Annotated in this window: 24 protein-coding genes; 3 read left to right on the forward strand and 21 right to left on the reverse strand. The window is 71.2% G+C overall.

Annotation, left to right across the window (positions count from 1 at the left end):
* Nucleotides 1-105: 105 nt before the first annotated feature.
* The 9 genes from ptlA to gap all read right to left on the reverse strand — a co-directional run bounded on the left by ptlA (nucleotide 106) and on the right by gap (nucleotide 10,968).
* On the reverse strand, nucleotides 106-1,119 hold the full coding sequence (gene ptlA / locus A949_RS0122650) for a pentalenene synthase (RefSeq protein WP_019358321.1): 1,014 nt from the start codon (nucleotides 1,117-1,119) through the stop codon (nucleotides 106-108).
* A gap of 102 nt (nucleotides 1,120-1,221) precedes the next feature.
* The gene (locus A949_RS0122655; RefSeq protein WP_019358322.1) at nucleotides 1,222-2,235 is read right to left on the reverse strand and encodes a polyprenyl synthetase family protein; all 1,014 of its coding nucleotides are present in this window, start codon (nucleotides 2,233-2,235) and stop codon (nucleotides 1,222-1,224) included.
* Nucleotides 2,232-3,131 (reverse strand): neopentalenolactone/pentalenolactone F synthase, encoded by a 900-nt coding sequence (gene ptlD / locus A949_RS0122660; RefSeq protein WP_019358323.1) that lies wholly within the window; start codon nucleotides 3,129-3,131, stop codon nucleotides 2,232-2,234. The genes A949_RS0122655 and ptlD overlap by 4 nt, the downstream gene beginning before the upstream one ends.
* 34 nt (nucleotides 3,132-3,165) lie before the next feature.
* A complete protein-coding gene (gene ptlE, locus A949_RS0122665) occupies nucleotides 3,166-4,980 on the reverse strand; it encodes a neopentalenolactone/pentalenolactone D synthase (RefSeq protein WP_019358324.1) in 1,815 nt (604 codons plus the stop codon).
* Between the two features lie 2 nt (nucleotides 4,981-4,982).
* On the reverse strand, nucleotides 4,983-5,762 hold the full coding sequence (ptlF, locus tag A949_RS0122670) for a 1-deoxy-11-beta-hydroxypentalenate dehydrogenase (protein ID WP_019358325.1): 780 nt from the start codon (nucleotides 5,760-5,762) through the stop codon (nucleotides 4,983-4,985).
* 96 nt (nucleotides 5,763-5,858) lie between these two features.
* Entirely contained in the window at nucleotides 5,859-7,313 is a 1,455-nt protein-coding gene (locus tag A949_RS0122675; protein WP_019358326.1) for an MFS transporter, read from the reverse strand.
* Between the two features lie 55 nt (nucleotides 7,314-7,368).
* A complete protein-coding gene (ptlH, locus tag A949_RS0122680) occupies nucleotides 7,369-8,220 on the reverse strand; it encodes a 1-deoxypentalenic acid 11-beta-hydroxylase (RefSeq protein ID WP_019358327.1) in 852 nt (283 codons plus the stop codon).
* 366 nt (nucleotides 8,221-8,586) lie between these two features.
* Nucleotides 8,587-9,786: a pentalenolactone synthase gene (penM, locus tag A949_RS0122685; protein WP_019358328.1), complete on the reverse strand. Its 1,200-nt coding sequence runs from the start codon at nucleotides 9,784-9,786 to the stop codon at nucleotides 8,587-8,589.
* A gap of 177 nt (nucleotides 9,787-9,963) precedes the next feature.
* Complete coding sequence (gap, locus tag A949_RS0122690; RefSeq protein WP_019358329.1) at nucleotides 9,964-10,968, reverse strand: type I glyceraldehyde-3-phosphate dehydrogenase; 1,005 nt, start codon at nucleotides 10,966-10,968, stop codon at nucleotides 9,964-9,966.
* Between the two features lie 505 nt (nucleotides 10,969-11,473).
* On the opposite strand from gap, the gene A949_RS0122695 reads away from it, so the two are divergent.
* On the forward strand, nucleotides 11,474-13,396 hold the full coding sequence (locus A949_RS0122695; RefSeq protein ID WP_106428880.1) for an endonuclease/exonuclease/phosphatase family protein: 1,923 nt from the start codon (nucleotides 11,474-11,476) through the stop codon (nucleotides 13,394-13,396).
* Between the two features lie 79 nt (nucleotides 13,397-13,475).
* Here A949_RS0122695 and A949_RS34205 read toward each other — a convergent pair whose 3' ends face one another.
* From A949_RS34205 to A949_RS0122755, 12 genes are all read right to left on the reverse strand, one after another.
* Nucleotides 13,476-14,459 (reverse strand): EI24 domain-containing protein, encoded by a 984-nt coding sequence (locus tag A949_RS34205; RefSeq protein ID WP_051019592.1) that lies wholly within the window; start codon nucleotides 14,457-14,459, stop codon nucleotides 13,476-13,478.
* 138 nt (nucleotides 14,460-14,597) lie between these two features.
* Nucleotides 14,598-15,584: a 2,3,4,5-tetrahydropyridine-2,6-dicarboxylate N-succinyltransferase gene (gene dapD / locus A949_RS0122705; RefSeq protein ID WP_019358332.1), complete on the reverse strand. Its 987-nt coding sequence runs from the start codon at nucleotides 15,582-15,584 to the stop codon at nucleotides 14,598-14,600.
* Between the two features lie 59 nt (nucleotides 15,585-15,643).
* On the reverse strand, nucleotides 15,644-16,216 hold the full coding sequence (locus tag A949_RS0122710) for a TetR/AcrR family transcriptional regulator (protein WP_019358333.1): 573 nt from the start codon (nucleotides 16,214-16,216) through the stop codon (nucleotides 15,644-15,646).
* Nucleotides 16,216-16,536: a DMT family transporter gene (locus A949_RS0122715; protein WP_019358334.1), complete on the reverse strand. Its 321-nt coding sequence runs from the start codon at nucleotides 16,534-16,536 to the stop codon at nucleotides 16,216-16,218. Before A949_RS0122715 ends, A949_RS0122710 begins: the two co-directional genes overlap by 1 nt.
* Nucleotides 16,537-16,661: 125 nt before the next feature.
* On the reverse strand, nucleotides 16,662-16,991 hold the full coding sequence (locus A949_RS0122720) for a metal-sulfur cluster assembly factor (protein ID WP_019358335.1): 330 nt from the start codon (nucleotides 16,989-16,991) through the stop codon (nucleotides 16,662-16,664).
* Nucleotides 16,988-17,488: a Fe-S cluster assembly sulfur transfer protein SufU gene (sufU, locus tag A949_RS0122725; protein WP_019358336.1), complete on the reverse strand. Its 501-nt coding sequence runs from the start codon at nucleotides 17,486-17,488 to the stop codon at nucleotides 16,988-16,990. Before sufU ends, A949_RS0122720 begins: the two co-directional genes overlap by 4 nt.
* A gap of 9 nt (nucleotides 17,489-17,497) precedes the next feature.
* A complete protein-coding gene (locus tag A949_RS0122730; protein ID WP_019358337.1) occupies nucleotides 17,498-18,754 on the reverse strand; it encodes a cysteine desulfurase in 1,257 nt (418 codons plus the stop codon).
* Nucleotides 18,751-19,515: a Fe-S cluster assembly ATPase SufC gene (gene sufC / locus A949_RS0122735; RefSeq protein ID WP_019358338.1), complete on the reverse strand. Its 765-nt coding sequence runs from the start codon at nucleotides 19,513-19,515 to the stop codon at nucleotides 18,751-18,753. Before sufC ends, A949_RS0122730 begins: the two co-directional genes overlap by 4 nt.
* Before the next feature lie 7 nt (nucleotides 19,516-19,522).
* Complete coding sequence (locus A949_RS0122740) at nucleotides 19,523-19,858, reverse strand: non-heme iron oxygenase ferredoxin subunit (protein WP_019358339.1); 336 nt, start codon at nucleotides 19,856-19,858, stop codon at nucleotides 19,523-19,525.
* The gene (gene sufD / locus A949_RS0122745) at nucleotides 19,858-21,036 is read right to left on the reverse strand and encodes a Fe-S cluster assembly protein SufD (RefSeq protein WP_019358340.1); all 1,179 of its coding nucleotides are present in this window, start codon (nucleotides 21,034-21,036) and stop codon (nucleotides 19,858-19,860) included. The genes A949_RS0122740 and sufD overlap by 1 nt, the downstream gene beginning before the upstream one ends.
* 201 nt (nucleotides 21,037-21,237) lie before the next feature.
* A complete protein-coding gene (gene sufB / locus A949_RS0122750; RefSeq protein WP_019358341.1) occupies nucleotides 21,238-22,659 on the reverse strand; it encodes a Fe-S cluster assembly protein SufB in 1,422 nt (473 codons plus the stop codon).
* Nucleotides 22,656-23,465: a helix-turn-helix transcriptional regulator gene (locus A949_RS0122755; protein WP_019358342.1), complete on the reverse strand. Its 810-nt coding sequence runs from the start codon at nucleotides 23,463-23,465 to the stop codon at nucleotides 22,656-22,658. Before A949_RS0122755 ends, sufB begins: the two co-directional genes overlap by 4 nt.
* Nucleotides 23,466-23,676: 211 nt before the next feature.
* Here A949_RS0122755 and A949_RS0122760 point away from each other — a divergent pair, with 211 nt between their 5' ends.
* Together A949_RS0122760 and A949_RS0122765 are read left to right on the forward strand one after the other, a co-directional pair.
* Nucleotides 23,677-24,603: an ABC transporter ATP-binding protein gene (locus tag A949_RS0122760; protein ID WP_026004933.1), complete on the forward strand. Its 927-nt coding sequence runs from the start codon at nucleotides 23,677-23,679 to the stop codon at nucleotides 24,601-24,603.
* 62 nt (nucleotides 24,604-24,665) lie between these two features.
* A complete protein-coding gene (locus tag A949_RS0122765; RefSeq protein WP_078565508.1) occupies nucleotides 24,666-25,382 on the forward strand; it encodes an ABC transporter permease in 717 nt (238 codons plus the stop codon).
* The last annotated feature ends 7 nt before the right edge of the window (nucleotides 25,383-25,389 follow it).

The following is a 25,389-nucleotide window of genomic DNA, read 5'->3' on the forward strand; positions in this document are numbered from 1 at the left end:
TTCTCAACTTCCCGTGTTGTGGCGGTTGGCTGTCCGCCCCTCCAGGCCGGAGGCCGGCTGTCCGCGGCGGCCGGGCGGAGGTGCGCGGTGCGGGGGCAGGGGGCACTAGCGGGCGGTGCTGCCGAGTTCCTCCAGGTAGCCCCGGGAGCCGGCGGCGAGGGCGAACTCGGCGTCGTAGCGGCCCGAGGAGCGGTGCCAGTCGTAGGAACCGCGGATCACCGGGCGTATCGCGTCCGTGCGGTAGCGCTCCAGCGCCTCGCGCTCGTCCGGGTCGAGCCGGTAGATCTCGCCCAGCCGCGGCAGACACGACTCGAGCAGCAGGAACTGCTCCAGCCGGGCGTGCACCTCGTCCTGGAGGTGGGTGATGCTGCGGCTTCTGGACCAGCCGTGCTCCCGGTGCAGGATCAGGACGAGGTTGTTCTGCTCGCCGCGGGCCTCCTCCTTCTCCAGCGAGGCGATGTCGTTGAGCATCAGGTTGACGTCGACGGCGACCTGGAGCATCGCGGACAGCAGCGTGCTGTCGAAGACCCGGTGCGGCACCTCGAAACGGCCCGCGCGCTCGGCGAGGTCCACCGTCGGCTGCACGCCGATCGTGTGCCGGCGCATGCCCAGGTACTGCGCGGCCGAGTCGCACGGCCGGTTCCAGAAGCGGCTCGCCGCCTCGTCGATGTACCCGTCGAAGTAGTTGCGCCAGTGCCGGGCGCTGCGCGCGCACCAGGCCGGGGTCATGCCCTCGCGGGTGCGCCGCCAGATGTCGGCGAAGCCGTGGGCGATCGGCGGCGCCTCCTCCGGCAGCGGACCGTCCAGCGCGGCCGCCACCGCACCGGTCAGCTGCCCGGCCTGTTCGGGGTCCTCGCCGCGCGGCCCGTCGAAGAGGTCGTCGAACAGGAAGAACCACGACATCAGATCGACGCCCAGGTCGAGATCGGTGCCGGTGGCGTGCGGGTAGAAACGGGAGGCCAGGTCGGCGTAGCTGCCCCGCAGATGGCGTTCGGCCGCCATGTCGGACTTGATCAGACCGAGCGAGCGCGGCCACGCCAACTGCTCCGCCTCGGCCCGGGCATGATCGGGGCTCTGCCGGCCCGGCAGGGGTATTCGGATGTCGATGTCCTGCGGCATGGGGAAATCCTTCTCGTGGGGGAACGGGCTCGATGCCGTGCGGGAAGCGGGAAAGGGATGTCGGGGGTGGCGGGTAGGGGTGCGGACGTCCCGGCCGGGAACTCACCCGTCCCGGTCGACGACGAAGCGTCCGAGCGCGAGCAGTTCCTCGCGCGCACCGGCGTCCAGGTCGACGCCGAGCAGCGCGTCCTCGGCCAGCTTCATCCGCCGGGCGGCCTCGGCCAGGGCCCACTCCCGGCCACCGGCCCCGTCGATCAGTTCGGCCGCGCGCCGCAGTTCCTCCTCGCCGGGCTCGCCGGGCGCGGACAGCCAGGTGCCCAGCTCGACGCCGAGCGTGCCGCCCTGCTGGAGCGCGTAGCTGACGGGCAGGGACTTCTTGCGGGCGCGCAGATCGGAGTGGACCGATTTGCCGGTGACGGCCGGGTCGCCCCAGATGCCGAGGACGTCGTCGGTGAGCTGGAAGGCGCGGCCCACCTCGTCGCCGTAGCGGGCCAGCGCATCCACCGTCGCCGCCGGTGCTCCGGCCAGGACGGCGCCGATCGCGGAGCTCGCCGACAGCAGCGCGCCGGTCTTGTCGGCGGCCATGTCGAGGCACTCGTCGACCGTGACGTACGGGCGCCGCTCGAAGGACAGGTCCTGGACCTGCCCCCGGATGAGGTGCCGGGTGGTGCGGGCCAGCAGCAGGGCGGCGGGCACGGCCGTCGGAGTCCCCGCGTCCAGCAGCACCTCCTGGGCGAGCGTCAGCATCGCGTCACCGGTCAGGATCGCGCTGGAGGAGCCCCACAGCTTCCACACGGTGCGCTTGTGGCGGCGTTCCTCGTCGCCGTCCATCAGGTCGTCGTGCACCAGGGAGAAGTTGTGCACCAGTTCCACGGCGACGGCGCCCGGCAGGGCGACCTGCGGGGAGGCACCGACCGCCTCGGCGGACAGCAGCGCGAGCGCCGGCCGGACGGCCTTGCCGGCATCGCCGTTCGTGGGCGCCCCGCCGGCCGTGATCCAGCCGAAGTGATAGGCGGCCTGGTGCCGTGAGCGGTGGTCCAGCCGGTCGACGGCGGCCCGCAGTGCCGGTGTGATGGTGGCCCGGCTGTGGCTGAGACGCGTGGGCGCGGTGCTCATACGGCGGCCTCCGCATGCCAGGGAGCGGCCGGGTCGTCGAAGATGCTGACGACCTGCCGCATGAGGCGCCGTTCGGCCGGGTCGAAGGGCTGCTTGGCGTGGATGGTGCCGAGCTGGTCCCACATGACGATGTCCCCGGGCTGCCAGGTGTGGGCGTAGGTGTGCTCGGGTCTGCCCGCGTGCGACAGCAGTTCGTCGAGCAGTTTGCGGCTCTCGTCGGGGGCGAGGTCGACGATCCGCTTGGTGTTCAGGGTGCTGACGTAGACCGACTGACGGCCGGTCCGCGGATTGCGGGCGATCAGCGGGTGGACGGTGGAGGTGCCGTCCTCGGGCTGGATCCGCCTGCCGCTCTCGCCGAGGGACACCTCGCCCTGCAGCTCTTCCTCGATGGTCTCCTCGTACCCGGTGCGCAGGCCGTGCCGGACCCGGTAGGAGTGCAGGCGCCGGCGCTCCTCGGGCGGCAGCGAGTCGTACAGGGCGTACATGTCGGTGAAGAGGGTCTGTCCGCCGCCGGAGGGCGGCACTTCCAGGGCCTCCAGGAAGCCGACCTGGGAGACACGGGGGCGGAAGGAGTAGTCGGTGTGCCACGCCATCCAGGCGGCGTCCCCGACACCGATCTTGCGGCCGTCCTCCAGCAGATTGGAGACGATCAGGATCTCGTTGTGGTCGGGGTGGGCACCGCTGGTCAGGCCGGTCTTCGGGATGTACCCGAAGCGACTTCCGAAGGCCAGGAACTCCGCGTAGGAGGGGGTTTCGTGGCCGCGGAAGACGAGCACGAGATGCTCGTCGAGCGCCGCCCGGATCTCCTCGCACTGGGAGCTGCCCAGGTCGCCGGTGACCTGGGAGCCGTGTACGACGGCGCCGAGAGCGGCGCCGGGGATCGGCGTGACGTCCATGGGCGTTGCCGCCTTTCGTGAAACGGTGGGATGGTCAGCGCAGTTCCAGACCGGCGAGGTCACCCGCCTCGCGCCAGCGCCGGAGGATGTTCACGAACTCCACGGAGCCGCCGCCGTAACTGGAGTTGAGCAGCGGCAGCCCGGCCGGATCGCCCTCGTTGTTGTACAGACCGGGTGTGCAGTTCTCCAGGAAGTCGATGTCGCTGCTGGCGAGCCGGAGGATCTCCTCGACCCATTCCTTCTCGCCGGTCCCGGACGCCTCCACGACCCGGTGGCCACGCTCCTCCACGCACTTGACGATGTGCGCGAGGTGCCGGGCCTGCTCGCCGAGCATGTAGGCGATGTTGACGTGCCGGCCGGCCTGGATCTTGGACAGGATGAAGCAGTTGGGGAAGCCGTTCACCTGCAACCCGTGCAGGGTGTGCGCGCCGTCCGCCCACTTCTGCGACAGCCTCAGGCCGTCGCGGCCGACGATGTCGTAGCCGGCGCGGTCGGTGTACGGGACGGCGAACTCGTGCTCGTATCCGGTGGCGAAGACCAGGCAGTCGAGCGGGTACTCCCGGCCGTTCGCGACCACCCCGGCCGCGGTGAGCCGCTCCACACCCTGCCCCTGGGTGTCGACCAGGGTCACGTTGGGCCGGTTGAAGGTCTGCAGGTAGCTGTCGTGGAAGCAGGGCCGCTTGCAGTACACGCGGTAGTACGGCTTGAGGGCGGCGGCGGTGGCCGGGTCGTCGACGAAGCTGTCGATGCGGGCGCGCAGTTCCTCCATCTTGCGGAAGTCCGCCTGTTCGGCGGCGAGCGCCCGCTCCTTCGGGTCGCCCCCGGTGTCGCCGGTGGGCAGGATCGCGGCGGCCAGCTCGGCCGTGGTCTGGGTCCAGCGGTCCTGGACCAGGTCCTCGTCCTGCGGGATGCCGGAGGTCAGCGCGTGGAAGTTCTCCATGCGGCGCTGCTGCCAGCCCGGTTCGAGGCTGTCCGCCCAGTCCGGCTCGGTGGGCCGGTTGCCGCGGACGTCGACCGCCGCCGGGGTCCGCTGGAAGACGACGAGCTGTTCGGCCCACTCGGCGAGGTGCGGGGCGATCTGGACCGTCGTCGAGCCGGTGCCGATGACGCCGACGGTCTTGTCCGTCAGCCCGGTCAGACCGCCGGTGCTGTCGCCGCCGGTGTAGTCGAAGTCCCAGCGGCTGGTGTGGAAGGAGTGTCCGGCGAACGTCTCCAGCCCCGGCAGCCCGGGGAGTTTCGGGCGGTGCATCAGGCCGATCGACATGGACACGTACCGGGCCCGGATGACATCCCCGCGGTCGGTGCTCACCAGCCACTTCCCGGCGGCCTCGTCCCAGCGCAGCTCGGTGACGGTGGTCTGGAAGAGGGCGTCGCGGTAGAGGTCGTATCTGCGGGCGATCTGCTGGAGGTGCGCGAAGATCTCGGGGCCGGTGGAGTACTTCTCGGTGGGTATCGTCCCGATCTCCTCGAGGATCGGCATGTAGATGTAGCTCTCGACGTCGCACCGGACGCCGGGGAAGCGGTTCCAGTACCAGGTGCCGCCGACGTCGCCCGCCTCGTCGATCAGCCGGATGCGCTCCAGGCCGGTCTCCTCGCGCAGGTGCGCGCCGGTCAGCAGGCCGCCGATGCCGGCGCCGACGACGGCGACGTCCACCTCGTCGGTGAGCGGCTCGCGTTCCTTCCGCTCGGTGTAGGGGTCGCGCGCATAGCGGCTGAAGTCACCGCGCGCGAACTGGTACGTGCGACCGGCGCTGCGCTTGTCGCGTTCCTGCCGGTACTTCTCCCTCACCGCTTCCAGGTCGATGGCCGGTGTCTCGTCGCTACGGTCGTCGCTGTCGGCGCGGGCCACAGCTACTCCTCGGGGGAAGGGGACGGAAGGGGAACATGACGCCACACCTCGTCGAACTGGGCACGCAGCCGCTGCGGGGCGTCGGGGTTGCTGAACAGGTAGAACCGGTCGGAGCCGAGGGCTTCCCACACGAGCCCGGCGACGTCCTCGGCGCTGACCGACGTGTCACCGCCGGCACCCCGCGGGGCCGCCAGGCCCTGCACCATGGGGGTGTCGACCCGGCCGGGGCACAGCACCGACACCCGGATCCCGGTGCCCCGCAGATCGGCCCGCAGGCTGCGGGCGACCGCGAGGTCGGCGTGTTTGGAGGCGGCGTAGGCCGCGCTGCCGGCGCCGACGACGAATGCGGACATCGAGGCCGTGTGGATCAGATGGGCCGGGCGGCCGCGCTCCAGGAGCCGGGGGACGAAGGCGCGGGCCACCAGGACGTGCGCCCAGTGGTTGGCCTCGAAGACCTGCCGCATCCGCTCCAGCGGCACCTCCCACAGCGGCTGCCCCACTGGGCCGAGCACCCCCGCGTTGTTGCACACCACGTCGATGCCGCCGAGCCGGTCGAACGCCGTGTCCGCGAGCCGGTCGACGGCATGCGGATCGGTCAGGTCGGCCGTCACCGCCGTGACCCGGGCGCCCTGTGCGGCGAGTTCGGACGCCCGGCGGTGCACCGCCTCGTCGATGTCCGTCATGAGCACGCCGAGGCCGGCGCGCGCGAAGCGGGCACCGAGAGCGAGGCCGATGCCGCTGGCGGCGCCGGTCACCACGGCTGTCCTGATCTGCAGGTCCACTGGCTCTCTCCGCTCTGCGCGCGGCTGCGGCGAAGGACAGCGCGCTGTTGCTCGCGAGAAGGTCCGGTTCCGGTGGCGCCGTTCGGGAGGGGGAGGTCAGCGGGGGTCGGGGAGCTTCAGACTGATCACGAGGACGGCCGCCGCGAAGCACGTCAGCAGGGCGAGGACGAGGACGGCCGCCGTCGCCGTCGAGAACGGGCCGTCCAGGGAGACGAAGAGGGTTCCGCCGACGGTCGTGCCCAGCGCGGTCGCCATCTGCTGGCTGGTCACCAGCACACCGCTGCCCATGCCGGCCTGTGCGGGAGGTACGTCGGCGAGGATCATCCGGAACAGCGTGGGACCGATCAGCGCCGCACCGGCGCCGAAGAGGGCGATCCCGATGAGCACGAGCGTCAGGGAGGGATGCGGCCAGCCCAGCCCCATCACCAGCGCCAGCAGCACCAGACCCGCGCCCTGGACGAGGGCGCCCAGGGTGACGATCCGGCCGCCCAGGGCCGCCACGATCTTCGGGGTGAACTGCGCGACCGCGAAGAACGCCACGGCGAACGGCGCCAGCCCCCCGCCGGAGGCCAGCCCGTGGAAGCCGAAGTGTCCCTGCGCGATCAGCGCGTAGACGAACAGAAAGGCGCCGAAGCCGGCCTGGAAGGGCACCACGGCCGCGAGCCCCCGGCGCGTGCCCGGATGGGACAGCACCGACGGGGACAGCAGCGGTGAGCCGCCCCGCGCCTCCAGCCCGCGCTCGACCCGCACCAGCGCCGACAGCCCCGCCGCGGCGACCACGAGCAGCGACCACAGCCACAGCGGCCAGTCCAGATCGGGACCCGCCACGACCACGGCCAGGACACAGACCATGGTGGCGCCGAACAGCAGGGTGCCCAGCGGGTCGAAACCGGGCCTGGTCCCGGCCCTGGTCGCGGGGACCCGCCGGATCGCCAGCAGTGCGGCGACCCCGACCGGCACGTTGATCAGGAAGACCGACCGCCAGCCGACCCCGGCGATGTCCAGCGAGACCAGCAGCCCGCCCAGGATCTGCCCGACGACCATGCCGAGGGCCGCGGTCACGCCGTACATGGCGATCGCGCGGGCCCGCTCGCGGCCCTGGCTGACCGCCTGGATCGTCGCCAGCACCTGTGGTACGAGCATGGCGGCGGCGGCCCCTTGGAGCAGCCGGGCCGTGACGAGGAACTCGATGGTCGGCGCGAGTCCGCACAGCGCCGAGGTGACGGTGAACGCCGCCAGCCCGTACGCGTACAGTTCCCGCCTCCCGAAGGCGTCGCCCAGCCGTCCGCCCAGCACCAGGCCGAGGGCGTAGGTGAGGCCGTAGCCGGACACCACCAGCTCCAGCGCCGCCGGACCGCCGTGGAGATCCGCACCGATCGGGTCCAGCGCCACATTGACGATGGAGGCGTCCACGATGGACAGGGCGTACCCGATGAGGACCACCACGAGGGCGACACCGCCGAGCCCCGCGGCGGCCGGTTCCGGACCGGCGGCGGACGCCGGCGTCGCGCCGGGCTCCTTGGGCGGGGAGAGTCCCTCGCGATTCGTCATGTGCTGCCTGCCCGGGGGTGCGTGGGGGACGGTTGGAGAGGGTGCGGGGCCGACGTCACTCGACGGCGGTGGGAGTACCGGTGATCTTGGACAGGATTCCCTTGGAGGCGTCCTTCGCGGATTCCGGCCAAGGCGTCAGCGCGTTGAACCCGCGGTGCGAGGAGGCGGGCTGGACGCGGGTGTCCATCGACATCCGCATGCGGGCCGGGTTCGCCGAGACGTTCGGGATGGACTTGTGGCACATGAAGGCGTGGAACAGGAGCACGTCGCCCGGCTCCATGGGGGAGAACAGCAGCTGCCCGTCCCCGCCGAACTCCTCCGCCGGGACACCGCGCACGGGGTGGCCGAACCGGCGGAAGTTCTCGGTGACGACGTGCTCGCGGGGGCCCTTCCTGTGGCTGCCGTCGGCGAGGGCGACGCCGCCGGTGTCCCGGCTCGTCGGGAGCAGCGGTATCCAGGCGGTGCGGAAGTCCTTGTTCGGGCCTATGTAGAAGCCGTCCTGGTGCAGCGGCGTCAGGAAGCTGGGTTCCTCGGACCCCGCGGCGGACGGGTAGTAGCGGATCGTCGTGGACTCGAAGACGAAGACGGGCTCCCCGAAGACCTTCTCCCAGACCTTGACGGTCGAGGGGTGGTTCCACAGGTCGTCGTACTTGACGTAGTCGTGCATGGCGACCTCGTCGACCGCCTCGAAGGAGTCGATGGCGAGGTTCTCGAGCGTGGTGCCGGGCGCGGCGTGGCCGAGTGCGATCAGCCCCTCGAGCATCTGCTCGGCGGCGGTCCGCACGAGTTCAGGGTCCAGCGCGCCGCGCAGACAGACGTAGCCGTGCTCGTCGTAGAACCGTTCGAGGGCCTGATGGTCGTCCAGAAGGGGCGTGCAGTCGACGTAGTCGCTGAAAGTGTCCGTCATGGTTCCTTGTCCTCGTGATGGGGGAAGGAGCATTGAACTTCCGAACAGACCGGCGTCTTCGAGGGCGCCGGGTGAGGCGGAGTCGACGAGAGGCGGCCGCCGGAACGGCCGGTGCTGACATCCGGGGGTCCGAGGGCCGGGTCCGGCCGCGGGGACGAGCCCGTGAGCGGGAGTGGGTGGATGCCGGGCCGCCGCGACCGCGCGGGCGCGGGCACGCGTCTCACGAGGCCGCCTGGTGGCACCGGAGCACCGGCGTCCGTGCGGCCGGCGAGGCGCCGCACCGGCGCGGGAGCCGCCCCCGGCCCCGTCAGTGCGGTCCGGCCCCGGGAACGGTGGACGGCCGTGCGGTCGCTCGGGCGGTGCCGCTCAGAAGGTAACGGGGATTTCATCGAACCCGCCGGTGATCCGGTGTTCCTGCCAGCGCAGTTCCTCCTCGGGTACCGCGAGCCGCAGCTCGGGCAGCCTGCGGAACAGCCGCTCGAACACCGCGGTCAGTTCGATCCGGGCCAGCACACGGCCGACGCAGTGCCGGGTGCCGTGCCCGAACGACAGATGCGGTCTGGGCCTGTCCCGGGTGATGTCCATCAGGTCGGGCTCGGGGTACGCGTGGCCGTCGACGTTGGCCGCGCCGATGGCGAGCAGCACCGCCTCCCCCGTCCGGATCACGGTGTCACCGACGGTGATGTCGCTGTGCGCGTAGCGGGGTACGAGCGCGTTGGACCCCTTGCCGCCCACGGCCAGGCGCAGGATCTCCTCGACCGCGCCCGGGGCGAGTTCGGGCTTATCGGCCAGCAGGGCACGCTGCTCCGGATTGCGCAGCATCAGCAGAGTGCCCAGGTCGATACGGACGATGGTGGTCTCGTAGCCGAACAGCAGCACGGCGTTGCCCAACTGGGCGATGTACGCGTCGGACAGCGAACCGTCCTTGGCCGCGATCAGTTCGGACAGGATGTCGTCGCCCGGCTCCGTGCGCTTCCGCGCCACCAGTTCCGTGGTGTACTCGACGACCTGCTGGAAGGTGTGCGCCGAGTGCCGGCCGTCGTCGCTCTGGTCGAAGGTGCCTCTCGCCCACTGGCCGAACCGCTCCCGGTCGGCCCACGGCACTCCGAGCAGATCGCAGACCACCATGGTCGGCAGCGGAAACGACAGCGCGCGGTGCAGGTCGGCGGGCTGGGGGCCGGCGGCCAGTTGGTCGAGCAGTTCGTCCACGTGCTGCTCGATCCGGGACTTCATCATGCGCATCCGGCGTGTGGAGAACCGGGGGACGAGCAGCTCACGCAGCTGCGGATGGTCGGCGGCCTCGGTCTCGTAATCGTCCCCGGCCATCAGCGCCATCATGGTGTTCCGGGCCGTGGTCTTGGCCTGCCGCGCCGGGTAGGGGTTGCTGAGACCGAGCCGGCGGTCGGCGAGCAGCGCCCTGACCTCGTCGTAGCGGGTGACCAGCCAGGCGTCCTCACCGGCCGCCCGCACCGGGGTGATCGGCCCCTCCTGCTGCAGCGTGCGCATCCGGGGCGCGACGCCGAGCACGGACGGATTGTCGAACGGTAGTGTCGGCAGTTCCTCCATGTCCCCCGTCCTCATGAGTCAGGCATGGCTTCGTCGGACATCCGGGCACGCCGACGGCGTCGGTGACGTCGGGTGCGCCGCGCACCGGTCGAGGGGCGCGCGGAGATGCCGGCCGCCGGTCCGGCGGACGATCATTGCTGACGTGCGGGTGGTGCGGGCGCCGGGTCGGGCTGCTGACTACAGAGACGATCCGACGAGCAGTGCCAGGTCGATGAGGCGGTTCGAGTAGCCCCACTCGTTGTCGTACCAGCCGACGACCTTGACCTGCGGGCCGGACACCCGGGTGAGCCCGGCGTCGAACACGCAGGAGGCCGGGTCGCCCACGATGTCGCTGCTGACCAACGGCGCGTCCGCGTAGGACAGCACGCCCTTGTACGGTCCCGAGGCCGCCGCCGCGTACGCCTCCTTCACCTCGTCCACCGTGGTACCGCGGCTGGTGGTGACCGTGAGGTCGGTGACCGAGCCGGTCGGCACGGGCACCCGCAGCGCGAAGGCGTCCATCCGGCCGGCGAGCTCCGGGAGGACGAGGCCGATGGCCTTGGCGGCGCCGCTGGAGGTGGGCACGATGTTCATGGCCGCGGCCCGGGCCCGGCGCAGGTCCTTGTGCGGGGCGTCCTGGAGGTTCTGGTCCTGCGTGTAGGCGTGCGCCGTGGTCATCATGCCGCTGTCGATGCCGACGGCGTCGTGCAGCACCTTGGCCAGCACACCGAGGCAGTTGGTGGTGCAGGATGCGTTGGAGATGATGGTGTGGCGCTCGGGGTCGTAGTCGCCGTCGTTGACCCCCAGGACCACCGTGATGTCCTCGTCCTTGGCCGGCGCCGCGATGAGGACCTTCTTCGCGCCGCCTTCAACATGTGAACGCGCCTTCGCGGCGTCGGTGAAGATGCCGGTGGACTCGATCACGATGTCCACTCCGAGGTCGCCCCAGGGCAGGTCGCCCGGGTCGCGCTCGGCGAGCACCTTGACCGTCCGGTCCCCCACACGGATGGCGCCCGACTCGGCGGTGACCTCCTCGGGGAAGCGGCCCAGGATCGAGTCGTAGGCGAGCAGGTGGGCCATCGTGGGCACGTCACCGAGGTCGTTGACAGCGACGACCTCCAGCTCCGAACCCCGCGCAGCCGCCGCACGGAAGACGTTGCGACCGATGCGTCCGAAGCCGTTGATGCCGATTCGCACAGTCATGGGCGTTGTTCCTCACCTAGCGCTCTAGAAGTCTTTGACGCGCCGTTGCGCCGAGGTGCAATGCAGCCGTGTGCCCGGACGAGGCTCCGGCACGCGATCAAGCACGAGCTTATATAAGTTTGCGATACATTTCCAGGGTGATTCACGCTCAGCGTGCCGATCCCACAACCGACTTGGCGGCAGCTGGTCCCTCACCGGCGCGTTCGAGAAATCAACCCCCACCGCATCCGGTTCCCGCGGCGGGGAAGCCGTCGCAGCCGACACCGCGCGAGCCGGCCGCCCGCATCGGCATCCACGGCACAGGGACCAGGATCACCAGCCGGCGTGAACCGCGGCCCGACGTTCCTCAAGCCCGAAGGGATGCGGCGAAGGAGTTGGCCGAACCGTCACGACCTTGACAACCGGCATCGGCCCGCCATGCTTTACGCGCGTAGAGAATGCCCGTGCACCGCCGTACACGCTCCCCCTACACCCGGAGGCCCAGGTGCCGTTCCGCCCGCCGTTCCTGCCGCCCCGCTCCTCGCCCCGACCCTCGCTCCGGCCCCGGACACCGCTCCGGCGGCTCCGGGCCGCACCGGCCGCCGTCGCCGCCGCCTGCTGCGGGCTGCTCGTGCTGCCCTCATCCGCCGGGGCCGCCGACGCGCCCGGCGCCGGCGCCGCGCACGCTCCGCGCATCCACGACATCCAGGGCCGCACCCGACTCTCCCCGTTCGCGGGCCGGGAGGTCACCGGGGTACCCGGTGTCGTCACCGGGGTCCGCGACTTCGGTGCGGCACGCGGCTTCTGGTTGCAGGACCCGCACCCCGACCGCGACCGGGCCACCAGCGAGGGGATCTACGTCCACACCGGAGGGGACAGCCCCGGGGTCGAGACCGGCGACGCGCTGCGGGTGACCGGGAAGGTGCAGGAGTACTACCCGGGCGGCAAGGAGGCGGGCAACCAGTCGGTCACCGAACTGAGCGGCGCCACCTGGCGGACCACCGGCCACCGCCCGCGCGGGAGGCTGCCGAGGGCCGTCCGGCTCACCGCGCACTCGGTACCGGAGGCGTACGCGCCGGACGCGGCTGGGGGTCCCCCCGGATCCGGAGCACTCGAGGGAGGGAGCATCGAGAACCGGCCGCTGCGCCCGGACCGTTACGCGCTGGACCGCTACGAGTCGCTGGAGGGCATGCGCGTCTCCGTGCACGACGTGCGGGTCACCGGTCCCACCAGCCGCTACCACGACCTGTGGGTGACCACCGACCCGGACCAGCACCCGACTCCGCGCGGCGGCACCCTCTACGGCTCCTACGAGGACCGCAACGGCGCCCGGATGAAGATCTCCTCGCTGCTCCCCCTCGACACGCACCCCTTCCCCGAGGCCGACGTCGGCGACTCGCTGCGCGGCACCACCGAAGGCCCGCTGGACTACGAGCAGTACGGCGGCTACACGCTGCGCGCCACCGCACTGGGCGAGCTCCGGGACAACGGCCTGGAGCGCGAACGGACCCGCAGGCAGCGGCGGAACGAACTGGCAGTGGCGACGTACAACGTCGAGAACCTCTCCCCCGCCTCCGAGCCCGCCAAGTTCGAGCGGCTGGCCGAGGGCCTGGTCACCAACCTCTCCTCCCCCGACATCGTCACCGTCGAGGAGGTCCAGGGCGACTCGGGGCCGCAGGACGACGGCACCGTCGGCGCGGAGCGGACGCTCACGAGACTGACCGAGGCCATCCGGAAGGCGGGCGGGCCCTCCTACGCGTGGCGCCAGATCGACCCGGAGGACAAGGCGGACGGCGGCCGGCCCGGCGGCAACATCCGCGTGGCCTTCCTCTACAACCCCGCCCGGGTGTCCTTCACCGACCGGCCCGGCGGCGACGCCACCACCCCGGTACGGGTCCTGGAGCGGGGCGGCGAGCCCGCGCTGTCCGCCTCACCCGGCCGGATCGCACCGCGGGACGCCGCCTGGGAGGACAGCCGCAAGCCGCTGGCGGGCGAGTTCCGCTTCCGGGGCAGCACGGTCTTCGTGATCGCCGGCCACTTCAGCTCCAAGGGCGGCGACCAGCCGATGGAGGGCCGCATCCAGCCGCCCGCCCGGCACTCGGAACAGCAGCGCGTCGCACAGGCCGAGGCGGTGAACGGCTTCGTGCGCACGCTGCGGGACGTCGACCCGGAAGCGGTGGTCGTGGCGGGCGGCGACTTCAACGACTTCCCCTTCTCCCCCACCCTGCGCACGCTGCGCTCGGGCCACGCGCTGACCAGCCCGCTCGACCGGCTGCCCCGCGACGAGCGGTACGGCTACGTCTACAACGGGAACTCCCAGACCCTGGACCATCTGCTGACCAGCCCGGGCGCCGGGCGGCCCGAGTACGACATCGTCCACATCAACGCGGAGTTCGCCGACCAGGTCAGCGACCACGATCCGTCGGTCGTCCGGATCACCCGCCGCTGAGCAGGCGCCGCCGCGAGGCGGTCCCGGCCCGGACGGCTGCGGGGCGGCGCGCCCGTCCCGCCGCTCACCGGCGGGTCGGTCAGGCCCACCGCGGCGGCTTGCCGCCCCGGTGCCCGGACGGCGGCGGAACAGCGGGCTGTCCGCCGTGCGGGGGCGCCCCGGGCGAGCCGTGGGGCGGTGTCCCCGGCGCGCCGTGGGGCGGTACCGGAGGGGCGCCGTACGGGGCGCCCGGCGCTCCGGGGACCGGGCCCGGGCGGCCGGCCGGACCCTGGGGCGGCGGCCCTCCGGCACCCGGCGCCGCTCCGGGTGCGCCGGGCCCGGGCCGGGTTCCGGTCAGGTCCCGCACCAGCAGGGTCGCGCCCGCGACGGCACCCGGCATCAGCGGGACGGCGAGCAGCGGCACCAGGAAGGCCAGCGCCAGGGGCACTCCGAAGCCCAGCGCGAGGGCCTTGCGCCGGCGCAGCATCGCCAGCCGCTCCCGAACCGGGACGCCCCGGCGTTGCAGCCCGACCGAGGCGAGTTCCAGGGTGAGGAAGAATCCCGCGACGCAGAAGCCGAGCGCCGGGACGACGCTCTGCCCGAGCAGCGGGACGAAGCCGAGGAAGAAGAGCGGAACCGTGAACAGCAGCGTCCGGAAGAGCACGTAGGCGCTGTCGCACAGCGAGGTCCACAGCTCCCGCCACAGGGGCCGGTCGACGACCTGCCCGGGCAGTCCGCCCTCGCTCTCCTCGACCCGTTCGGAGAGCTTCTCGTAGAACGGGTCGCCGATCAGCAGGGTGACCGCCGCGAACGTCACCACGGCCAGCATCAGCACGGCGCACCACAGCATGACCGCGAAGGCACCGCGGGTCAGGGCGCGGCCGGTGGCGTCCCAGTCGTCGGCGAAGGGCGTGGCCCAGGCGGCGAGGTCGTCGGCGTAGAAGCCGAGCGCGACGAGGGCCGCCGCGTAGAGGACGAATGTGATCAGCGCGGGCAGCAGCCCGAACCCGAACCACCGCCCGTGGGTGAGCACCCACCGCTGTCCCCGCCCCAAGTACCGCAGCCCGGCCCCAAGATCACGCATATGGCAAGCCTACGGCCTGCGGGCCCGGGTGCGGGACGGGTGCGCCCGCCGCCCTCCCGATCGGTTGCGCAGTTGTGACGCCGCGCCGCCGCGCTCCGCTCCAGCGGTGGCGTGGCGGCGCGGACGCACCCGGCCGGCTCAGTTGTGGCTGTGCAGCGCCTCGTTCAGGCCGCCCCACGAGCCGCTGCGCTGCAGGGCCTCGACGGCGCCGGTGACCGAGTTGCGGCGGAAGAGCAGGTTGTTGGCGCCGGACAGCTCCAGCGCCTTGACGATCTTCCCGTCCGGGAGGGTGACGCGGGTACCGGCCGTGACATAGAGGCCGGCCTCGACGACCGAGTCGTCGCCGAGCGAGATCCCGATGCCCGCCTCGGCACCGATCAGGCAGCGCTCGCCGATGGAGACGACCTGCTTGCCGCCGCCGGAGAGGGTGCCCATGATCGAGGCGCCGCCGCCCAGGTCGGTGCCGTCGCCGAGGACGACTCCCGCGCTGATCCGGCCCTCGACCATGGAGGTGCCCAGGGTGCCGGCGTTGAAGTTGCAGAAGCCCTCGTGCATGACGGTGGTGCCCTCGGCGAGGTGCGCGCCCAGCCGGACCCGGTCGGCGTCGCCGATCCGGACGCCCTTGGGGACCACGTAGTCGGTCATCCGCGGGAACTTGTCCACGCTGGTCACCGCCAGGTGCGCACCGGAGGCACGGGCGGCGAGCCGGGCCCGGTCGACCTGGTCGACCGGCACCGGACCCAGGTTGGTCCAGGCGACATTGGCCAGGTGCGCGAACTGCCCTTCCAGGCTGAGCCCGTGCGGGCGTACCAGGCGGTGGCTGAGCAGGTGCAGGCGCAGATACACGTCGTGCGCGTCCAGCGGCTTGTCGTCCAGGGAGGAGATGACCGTGCGGACGGCGACGATCTCGACGCCGCGGCGCGGGTCCTCCCCGAGTGCCTGCGGCGCGGCGCTGCCGAGCAGCTCGGCGGCGCGCTCGGCGTTCAGCCGCTCGCTGCCCGCCGGGCCGGGCTCCGCGACGAGCTCCGGGCTGGGGAACCAGGTGTCCAGGACCGTGCCGTCGGCGACGGTGGCGAGGCCGGCGGCGACGGCGCCGGTGGTGCGGAGAGTGGGTGCGTCGGTCATACCTCGAACGCTATCCGGAGCGGGCGGGCGATGACGAACCGGTCCACGGGCCGGTCAGGCTAGGAGCGGTCACCGTCCGCGGCCGGGCCCGGGCCGCCGAGCACCCGGGCGAGCGCCGAGCGGACCTCCGTCCGGTCGAAGGGGCGGTCGGTGAGCAGGATCTGCAGCAGCAGTCCGTCGATCAGCGCGGCCAGCGCCCGGGCCGTGGCCGGGTCCGCGGTGTGCCGGCCGACCACCTCGACCCAGTCGTCGATCCAGGCCGCCGCGACCGGCTGGAGCGGCGGGCGGCGCAGGGCGGCGAGATAGAGCTCGTACTCCAGCCGGATGCGTCCGTGCGCTCCCGAGGCGTACTCCTCCAGGATCCGCACCATCACATCCAGCAGGGATTCCCGGCCGGACAGTTCCCGGTCCCAGGTCTCGATCTCGGACTGCGGCCCGCAGGTGACCTGCTGGAGCGCCGCGACGAGCAGATCGTCCAGGCTCCCGAAGTGGTAGGTGGTGGAGCCCAGCGGCACGTCCGCCTCGGCCGCGACGGAGCGGTGGCTGAGTGCCGAGATGCCCTTCAGCTCCACCAGCCGGATCGCGGCGTCGATGATCCGCTGCCGCCGCTCGGGGTCGTATCGCCGTCCCATCAGTGCGCGCCTCCCAGGTTGAGCACCACGACTCCGCATATCACCAGCAGCAGGCCGAGGATCTTCGCGGCGGTGACCGACTCGCCGATGAACACCATGCCGATCAGCGCGATCGCCGCCGTCCCCGCACCGGACCAGATGGCATAGGCGGTCCCCACGGACAGGCTCTTGAGCGTCTGCGCGAGGAGCACGAACGCCACCAGATAGCCGGCCGCCGTCAGCAGCGAGGGCACCAGTCTGCTGAAGCCCTCGCTGTACTTCATCGCGGTCGTCCCCAGTACCTCCGCGAGGATCGCCGCCGCCAGCGTCACATAGGTCATGCGTACGAGCGTACACAACGTTGCGTACGGTCGTACACAGGAAGGTTTCCGGCCATGCGAAACGGCCGCGCACCCCGAAGGTGCGCGGCCGTCACCCGCCGTACGCGGAACAGCTGCCGGAGCGCTCAGACGTTGAAGCCCAGCGCCCTGAGCTGCTCGCGCCCGTCGTCAGTGATCTTGTCGGGGCCCCACGGGGGCATCCAGACCCAATTGATCCTGAGTTCGTTGACGATGCCCTCGGTCGCGGACTGCGCCTGGTCCTCGATGACGTCGGTCAGCGGACAGGCCGCCGAGGTGAGCGTCATGTCGATGGTGGCGATGTTCGCGTCGTCGACGTGGATCCCGTAGATCAGGCCGAGGTTGACGACGTCGATACCCAGCTCCGGGTCGACGACGTCCATGAGCGCCTCGCGGACCTCTTCCTCGCTCGCGGGCTTGGTGGTCATCTCGGTCATGCCGTCTTCTCCTTGGCCGAGTCGGCTTCCCCCGGCTCCTGCGCGCTCACGTCCGCCCCGCTGAACGCCTTGGATGTCGCGTCCTTCCACGCCATCCAGCTCAGCAGCGCGCACTTCACCCGCGCCGGGTACTTCGAGACCCCGGCGAACGCCACGGCGTCCTCCAGCAGGTCCTCCATGCTGTCGTCCGGCTCGAGCTGACCCTTGGACTGCATCAGCTCCAGGAACGTCTCCTGGATCCTGCGGGCCTCGGGCAGTTCCTTGCCGACCAGCAGCTCGTTCAGCACCGAGGCGCTGGCCTGGCTGATCGAACAGCCCTGGCCCTCGTACGACACATCCTCGATGGTGTCGCCGTCGTACCGCACACGCAAGGTGATCTCGTCACCGCACGTCGGGTTGACGTGGTGCACCTCGGCATCGCCGTCGCGCAGCCCGCGCCCGTGCGGATGCTTGTAGTGGTCCAGGATGACTTCCTGGTACATCGAGTCCAGCTTCACCGACAGCCCCTAAGCGAAGAAATTCCGTACGTGTTCCAGCCCGTCCGCCAGGGCGTCCACCTCGGCGGGCGTGGAGTACAGATAGAACGACGCTCGCGTGGTGGCAGGAATTCCGTACCGCAGGCAGACCGGGCGGGCGCAGTGATGGCCCACCCGCACCGCGATGCCCTGCTCGTCCAGCACCTGGCCGACATCGTGCGGATGAATGTCACCCAGTGTGAAGGAGATCGTGGCACCGCGGTCCTCGGCCGTGGCGGGGCCGATGATCCGCAGGTCCGGGATCTCCTGGAGCTTGCGCACCGCGTACTCCGTCAGTGCCTGCTCGTGCTGGTGGATCCGGTCCATACCGATCGCGCCGAGGTAGTCGACGGCGGCACCGAGCCCGACCGCCTGCGCGATCGGCGGGGTGCCCGCCTCGAACTTGTGCGGCGCCGGAGCGTACGTCGACGAGTGCATCGTGACGGTCTCGATCATCTCCCCGCCGCCGAGGAACGGCGGCAGGTCGTTGAGCAGCTCCTGGCGCCCCCACAGCACGCCGATGCCGGTGGGACCGCACATCTTGTGGCCGGTGAAGGCCACGAAGTCGGCCTGGAGCGCCTGCACGTCCAGCACCATGTGCGGGGCCGCCTGCGAGGCGTCCACCACGACCAGCGCGCCGACCTCCTGCGCCCGCCGCACGATCTCCTCGACGGGGTTGAAGGTGCCCATGATGTTGGAGACGAGCGTGAGCGCGACCACCTTGGTGCGCTCCGTGATCAGCTCCTCGACCCCGGCCATGTCCAGCCGGCCCTCGTCGGTGAGACCGAACCACTTCAGCTTCGCGCCGGTGCGCTGCGAGAGCAGCTGCCACGGAACGATGTTGGAGTGGTGCTCCATCTCCGTGATGACGATCTCGGTGTCCCGCTCGACGCGGTAGGGCTCGTCGGCCCAGCCGAGCATGTTGGCCACCAGGTTGAGCGACTCCGAGGCGTTCTTGGTGAAGATCACCTCGTCGCGGCTGGGCGCGTTGATGAACGCGGCGACCTTGTCGCGCGCGCCCTCGTACAGCGCCGTGGCCTCCTCGGCCAGCACATGCACGCCGCGGTGGACGTTGGCGTTGTGCTTCTCGTAGTAGTCGGCGAGGGCGTCGAGCACCTGCGTCGGCTTCTGCGAGGTGGCGGCGTTGTCCAGGTAGACGACCTTCTGCCCGTCGTGCACCAGGCGGTCCAGGATCGGGAAGTCCTTACGGATCGCCTCGGTGTCCAGCAGACCCGGGAGCTGTGTCACGCAGTGGCACCACCCTTCACGTACTCCTCGTAGCCCTCTTCCTCCAGCTTGTCGGCCAGCTCGGCACCGCCGGACTCGGCGATCCGCCCGTTGGCGAAGACATGCACGTGGTCGGGCTTGACGTAGCGCAGGATGCGGGTGTAGTGCGTGATCAGCAGGGTGCCCACCTCGCCGGTCTCCCGGACCCGGTTGACGCCCTCGGAGACGACGCGCAGCGCGTCCACGTCGAGGCCGGAGTCGGTCTCGTCCAGGATCGCGATCTTCGGCTTCAGCAGCTCCAGCTGCAGGATCTCGTGCCGCTTCTTCTCACCGCCGGAGAAGCCCTCGTTCACGTTGCGCTCGGCGAACTTCGGGTCGATCGAGAGGCGCTCCATGGCCTCCTTGACCTCCTTGACCCAGGTACGCAGCTTGGGGGCCTCGCCGCGGACGGCGGTGGCGGAGGTGCGCAGGAAGTTGGAGACGGAGACACCCGGGACCTCGACCGGGTACTGCATGGCGAGGAAGACACCCGCGCGGGCGCGCTCGTCGACGGACATCTCCAGGACGTCCTCGCCGTCGAGCTTCACCGAGCCGCTGGTGACGGTGTACTTGGGGTGCCCCGCCAGCGAGTAGGCCAGCGTGGACTTGCCGGAGCCGTTCGGCCCCATGATCGCGTGCGTCTCGCCCTGCTTCACGGTCAGGTCGACACCGCGCAGGATCTCGTTGGGGCCGCCCTCGGTTTCGACGGAGACGTGCAGGTCGTTGATCTCAAGCGTTGCCATGGGGACTTCAGGACTCCTGTGTGACGGAGACGAGCACTGCCGCATCGGGGCCGTCTCCTTCGATCTTGACGGGGTACACGGGGACGGGGCGGGTGGCGGGCAGCCCGGAGGGCTTGCCGGTGCGCAGGTCGAAGCGGGAGCCGTGCAGCCAGCACTCGATGGTGCAGTCCTCCACGTCGCCCTCCGAGAGCGACACATTGGCGTGCGAGCAGATGTCGTTGACGGCGAACACCTCACCCTCGGTGCGCACGAGGGAGACCGGAACGCCGTCCAGCTCCACCCGCAGCGGGGTGTCCTCCTCCAGGTCGCCCAGCGAGGCGGCCCTGACGAAGCTCTCGCTCATCAGACCGACGCCTCCAGCTCCGCCTCGATCCGGGCGAGGAGGCGCTCCTCCACGTCCGCAATGCCGACCTGCTGGACGAGCTCGGCGAAGAAGCCGCGCACCACCAGCCGGCGCGCCTCGCGCTCCGAGATGCCGCGCGCCATCAGGTAGAAGAGCTGCTCGTCCTCGAAGCGGCCGGTCGCCGAGGCGTGCCCGGCGCCGACGATCTCGCCGGTCTCGATCTCCAGGTTGGGGACCGAGTCGACACGCGAGCCGTCCGTGAGCACCAGGTTGCGGTTCAGCTCGTAGGTGTCGGTGCCGGTGGCCGCCGCCTGGATGAGCACGTCACCGATCCACACCGCGTGCGCGTCGTCGCCCTGGAGCGCGCCCTTGTAGGCGACGTTGCTGCGGCAGTTGGGGGTGTCGTGGTCGACGAGCAGCCGGTGCTCCTGGTGCTGCCCGGCGTCGGTGAAGTACAGGCCGTACAGCTCGGCCTCGGCTCCGGGGCCGGCGTAGCTGACCCGGGGGTTGAGCCGCACCAGGTCGCCGCCGAAGGTGACCACGACCGACTTGAAGGTCGCGTCCCGGCCCACCAGCGCGTTGTGCTGCGAGCAGTGCACGGCGGTGTCGTCCCAGTCCTGCACGGAGACGACGGTCACCTTGGCGCCGTCGCCGAGCACGAACTCGACATTGGCCGAGCGCACCGCGTCACCGGTGTGGTCGATGACGATGACGGCCTCCGCGAAGGCGCCGATGTCGAAGACGGTGTGGCCGTAGGTCACACCGCCCTCGCCGTGCAGGGACACCCGCACCGGCTCGGTCAGCACCGCGTCCTTGGGCACCGAGATGACACTGGCCTTCTCGAACGCGGAGAACGCCTGCGCCGCCACCCGGTCCACCGGCTTGCCGGCACGGCCGACGCGCGCGTCGTCCCGCGACACCTTCTCGACGGTGACCCCGTCGGGCGCGGACACCTCGGTCTTGACCGAGCCGGTCGCCTGCGCCGTACCGTCGTGCAGGCCCTTGAGCCGGTCCAGAGGAGTGAAGCGCCACTCCTCCTCGCGGCCGTGCGGCACCGGGAAGTCCGCCACGTCGAAGGACGGCGGGGCGCTCATCCTGGTGGCGGTGGTGGACTCTGCGGCCACCGCGATGGATCCCGTGGTGTTGGAACCGACGGGGATGTTCTGGGCCTCAGCCATGGCTGTCGTGTTGCTCGCTTTCTGCCTCTTTGTGTGCGCCCGCCTCCGGGGGCTCGGACCCGGTGCCGGCGTTCGATCGTGCTCGCTCCCTCGTCATCCGGGACCCGCGCGCGTTCTCCACTTCGGCACCGGCGCCCCCTTCGGCTCGCTCACCTGGTCGGAGAAGGGGTCACGGATGACTCGGAACGGGGGCGGGCGGCGTCAGCCGACCGCTCCTTCCATCTGCAGCTCGATCAGCCGGTTCAGCTCCAGCGCGTACTCCATGGGCAGCTCCTTGGCGATCGGCTCGACGAAGCCGCGCACGATCATCGCCATGGCCTCGTCCTCGGACAGACCGCGGCTCATCAGGTAGAAGAGCTGGTCGTCGCTGACCTTGGAGACGGTCGCCTCGTGGCCCATCGTCACGTCGTCCTCGCGGACGTCGACGTAGGGGTAGGTGTCGGAGCGCGAGACGGTGTCCACCAGCAGCGCGTCGCACAGCACGTTGGACTTGGAGCCCTCGGCGCCCTCACCGATCTCGATGAGACCCCGGTAGGAGGTCCGGCCACCGCTGCGGGCCACCGACTTCGAGACGATGTTCGAGGAGGTGCGGGGGGCCATGTGGACCATCTTGGCGCCCGCGTCCTGGTGCTGGCCCTCGCCCGCGAAGGCGACGGACAGCGTCTCGCCCTTGGCGTGCTCACCCATGAGGTAGACCGCCGGGTACTTCATCGTCACCTTGGAGCCGAGGTTGCCGTCCACCCACTCCATGGTCGCGCCCTCGTAGGCCACGGCGCGCTTGGTGACCAGGTTGTAGACGTTGTTCGACCAGTTCTGGATGGTCGTGTAGCGGCAGCGGCCGCCCTTCTTGACGATGATCTCGACGACGGCCGAGTGCAGCGAGTCCGAGTCGTAGATCGGCGCCGTGCAGCCCTCGACGTAGTGCACATAGGCGTCCTCGTCGACGATGATCAGCGTCCGCTCGAACTGGCCCATGTTCTCGGTGTTGATCCGGAAGTAGGCCTGGAGCGGGATGTCGACGTGCACGCCCGGCGGCACGTAGATGAAGGAGCCGCCCGACCACACCGCCGTGTTCAGCGCGGCGAACTTGTTGTCGCCGGCCGGGATGACGGTGCCGAAGTGCTCCTGGAACAGCTCGGGGTGCTCGCGCAGCGCCGTGTCCGTGTCCAGGAAGAGGACGCCCTGCTTCTCCAGGTCCTCGCGGATCTGGTGGTAGACGACCTCCGACTCGTACTGCGCGGCGACACCGGCGACCAGGCGCTGCTTCTCCGCCTCCGGGATGCCGAGCTTGTCGTAGGTGTTCTTGATGTCCTCGGGCAGGTCCTCCCAGGACTGCGCCTGCTTCTCGGTGGACCGCACGAAGTACTTGATGTTGTCGAAGTCGATGCCCGACAGGTCCGAGCCCCAGTTGGGCATCGGCTTCTTCTCGAAGAGCTTGTGCCCCTTGAGGCGCAGCTTGAGCATCCAGTCGGGCTCGTTCTTCTTCTCCGAGATGTCGCGGACGACATCCTGGGAGAGGCCGCGCTTCGCGGCTGCACCCGCGGCGTCGGAGTCGGACCAGCCGTACTCGTACTTGCCCAGCCCCTCGAGCTCAGGGTGAGCAGTCTCCGTAGGAGCGGTCATGCGGGGTTCCTCCCGGCGTCGTTCACGTTGGTGGCGTTGCTGGTCTTCGGTGGTCGTGCGGGGGTCCTGGCTGCCGGTGGCCGGGCCGCGACGGTCCCGGGGTGCGGATGTGTCCTGGGGATGAACGTCGTGCACACTCCGTCGCCGTGCGCGATGGTCGCCAGCCGCTGGACATGCGTACCCAGCAGTCGCGAGAAGACCTCCGTCTCCGCCTCGCACAGCTGGGGGAACTGCTCGGCCGTGTGGGCCACCGGGCAGTGGTGCTGGCAGAGCTGCTCGCCGGCCTGCGCGGGCGCGTCACGCGCGGTGGCAGCGTACCCGTCCGCGGTCAGCGCCTGCGCCAGGGCCCGCACCCGGTCCTCGGGCACGACCCGCTCCAGGGCCTCCTGGTACTTCTCCGCCTGCGCCTCCACCCGGGCGCGCGCGAAGGCCGCGACCGCGGCCTCCCCGACCTCGCCGTCCCCGGCGGTCCGGGCGATCCAGCGCAGGGCGTCGGCGGCGAGCTCGTCGTACGCCTGGTCGAACGCATCCCGCCCGCAGTCGGTCAGGGCGAAGACCTTGGCGGGGCGGCCCCGGCCGCGCGAGCCGTAGACCCGCTTGTCGCGGGGCTCCACGACGCCCTCGGCCACGAGCGCGTCCAGATGACGGCGGACGGCCGCCTGGGTCAGCTCCAGCCGCAGCGCCAGCTCGGCCGCGGTGGAAGGGCCGTGATCCAGGACGGAGCGCGCGACCTTGTTCCGCGTGCCGTGCTGTTCATCCTGCGCGGAGGGGCCCGACGCGGCTCCGCCGGTGGCCGGTGCGGCCATCGGTCGATGCTCCCGAGCGTGGTCCCTCTTTTTCACAACGCCATTGTTGCTTAATTCCGCCGAACCCGGCAAGCGACAGCCCTGACCAGCCCCGATGGAGTACATCACGTAAGGCTGGCCTAACCGGCGGGCCTGCGTCCGCCGGTTGGGCCGCCGCAGCCCGCCGCAGCCCGCCGCAGGAGCGCCGCGGCCCGCTCCCTAGACTGCCTGCATGCGAAGTTCAGCGGCTGTGGAGGTCGCCGGGCTGGTGAAGCGGTACGGCAGCAGGACCGCCGTCGACGGACTCGATCTGACCGTCGCGCGGGGCACCGTCACCGCGTTCCTCGGCCCCAACGGAGCGGGTAAGACCACCACCGTCGAGACCTGCGAGGGCTACCGCAGGCCGGACTCCGGCACCGTGCGGGTGCTCGGCCTCGACCCGATCGCCCAGGGCGCCGAGCTGCGGCCCCGGATCGGGGTGATGCTCCAGAGCGGCGGGATCTACCCCACGGCCAGAGCCGAGGAGACACTCCGCCACATGGCGGCACTGCACGCGCACCCGCTGGAGGTGCCCGCGCTGATCGACCGCCTCGGCCTGGGCGGCTGCGGCCGCACCCCCTACCGCAGACTCTCCGGCGGCCAGCAGCAGCGGCTCGGTCTGGCACTGGCCCTGGTGGGCCGCCCCGAGCTGGTCTTCCTGGACGAACCGACCGCCGGGCTCGACCCGCAGGCCCGGCACGCCACCTGGGACCTGGTGCGCGAGCTGCGCGCCGACGGAGTGACGGTGCTGCTGACCACCCACGCCATGGACGAGGCCGAGGAGCTGTCCGACGACGTCGCCATCGTCGACGGCGGCAGGGTCATCGCCCACGGCTCCCCCGAGGAGCTGTGCCGGGGCGGCGCGGAGAACACCCTGCGCTTCACCGGACGCCCGGGGCTCGACCTGAAGTCGCTGCTCAAAGCGCTGCCGCCGCAGACCGGCGCGGCCGAGCTCAGCCCCGGCAGCTACCGGCTCACCGGCACGGTCGACCCGCAGCTCCTGGCCACCGTGACGTCCTGGTGCGCGCAGAACGGCGTCCTGCCCGACCGGATCTCCGTGGAGCGCAGAACGCTGGAGGACGTCTTCCTGGAACTGACGGGGAAGGAGCTGCGCTCGTGAACGGAACCGGTACCGCCGGCGGCAGGTACGCGCCCGCGCCGGGAGCCGCGCCGCTGCCGCGCATGGTGCGGGCGCAGGCGTGGCTGGAGACCCGCACCCAGCTGCGCAACGGCGAGCAGCTGCTGCTGACCGTCGTCATCCCGACGCTGCTGCTGGTGCTCTTCGGCGCCGTCGACATCGTCGACACCGGCCGCGGCTCCCGGGTCGACTTCCTGGCGCCCGGCATCCTGGCGCTGGCCGTGCTCTCCACCGCCTTCACCGGGCAGGCCATCGCCACCGGCTTCGAGCGCCGCTACGGCGTCCTCAAGCGGCTGGGCGCCTCGCCGCTGCCGCGGTGGGGGCTGATGACCGCGAAGACCTGCTCGGTGCTGGTGATCGAGGCCCTGCAGGTGCTGCTGCTGAGCGTGGTGGCGCTGGCGCTGGGCTGGTCGCCGCACGGCAACCCCGGCGCGGTGCTGCTCCTCCTGCTGCTGGGCACGGCGGCCTTCTCCGGACTCGGGCTGCTGATGGCCGGCACCCTGCGGGCGGAGGCCACGCTGGCGGCGGCCAATCTGGTGTTCATCCTGCTGCTGGTGGGCGGCGGGGTCGTGGTCCCGCTGGAGCGGTTCCCGGACGCCGTGCAGGGCGTGCTGCGGCTGCTGCCCATCTCCGCCCTCTCCGACGGGCTGCGCGAGGTGCTCCGGCACGGGACCGGGATGCCGTGGGGCGATCTGGGGGTGCTGGCGGTCTGGGCGGTACTGGGCCTCGGGGCCGCCGCGCGGTTCTTCAAGTGGGAGTGACGCCCCC

The organism is Streptomyces sp. AA1529 (assembly GCF_000280905.1).
In the GTDB taxonomy this organism is placed as follows: Bacteria; Actinomycetota; Actinomycetes; order Streptomycetales; family Streptomycetaceae; genus Streptomyces.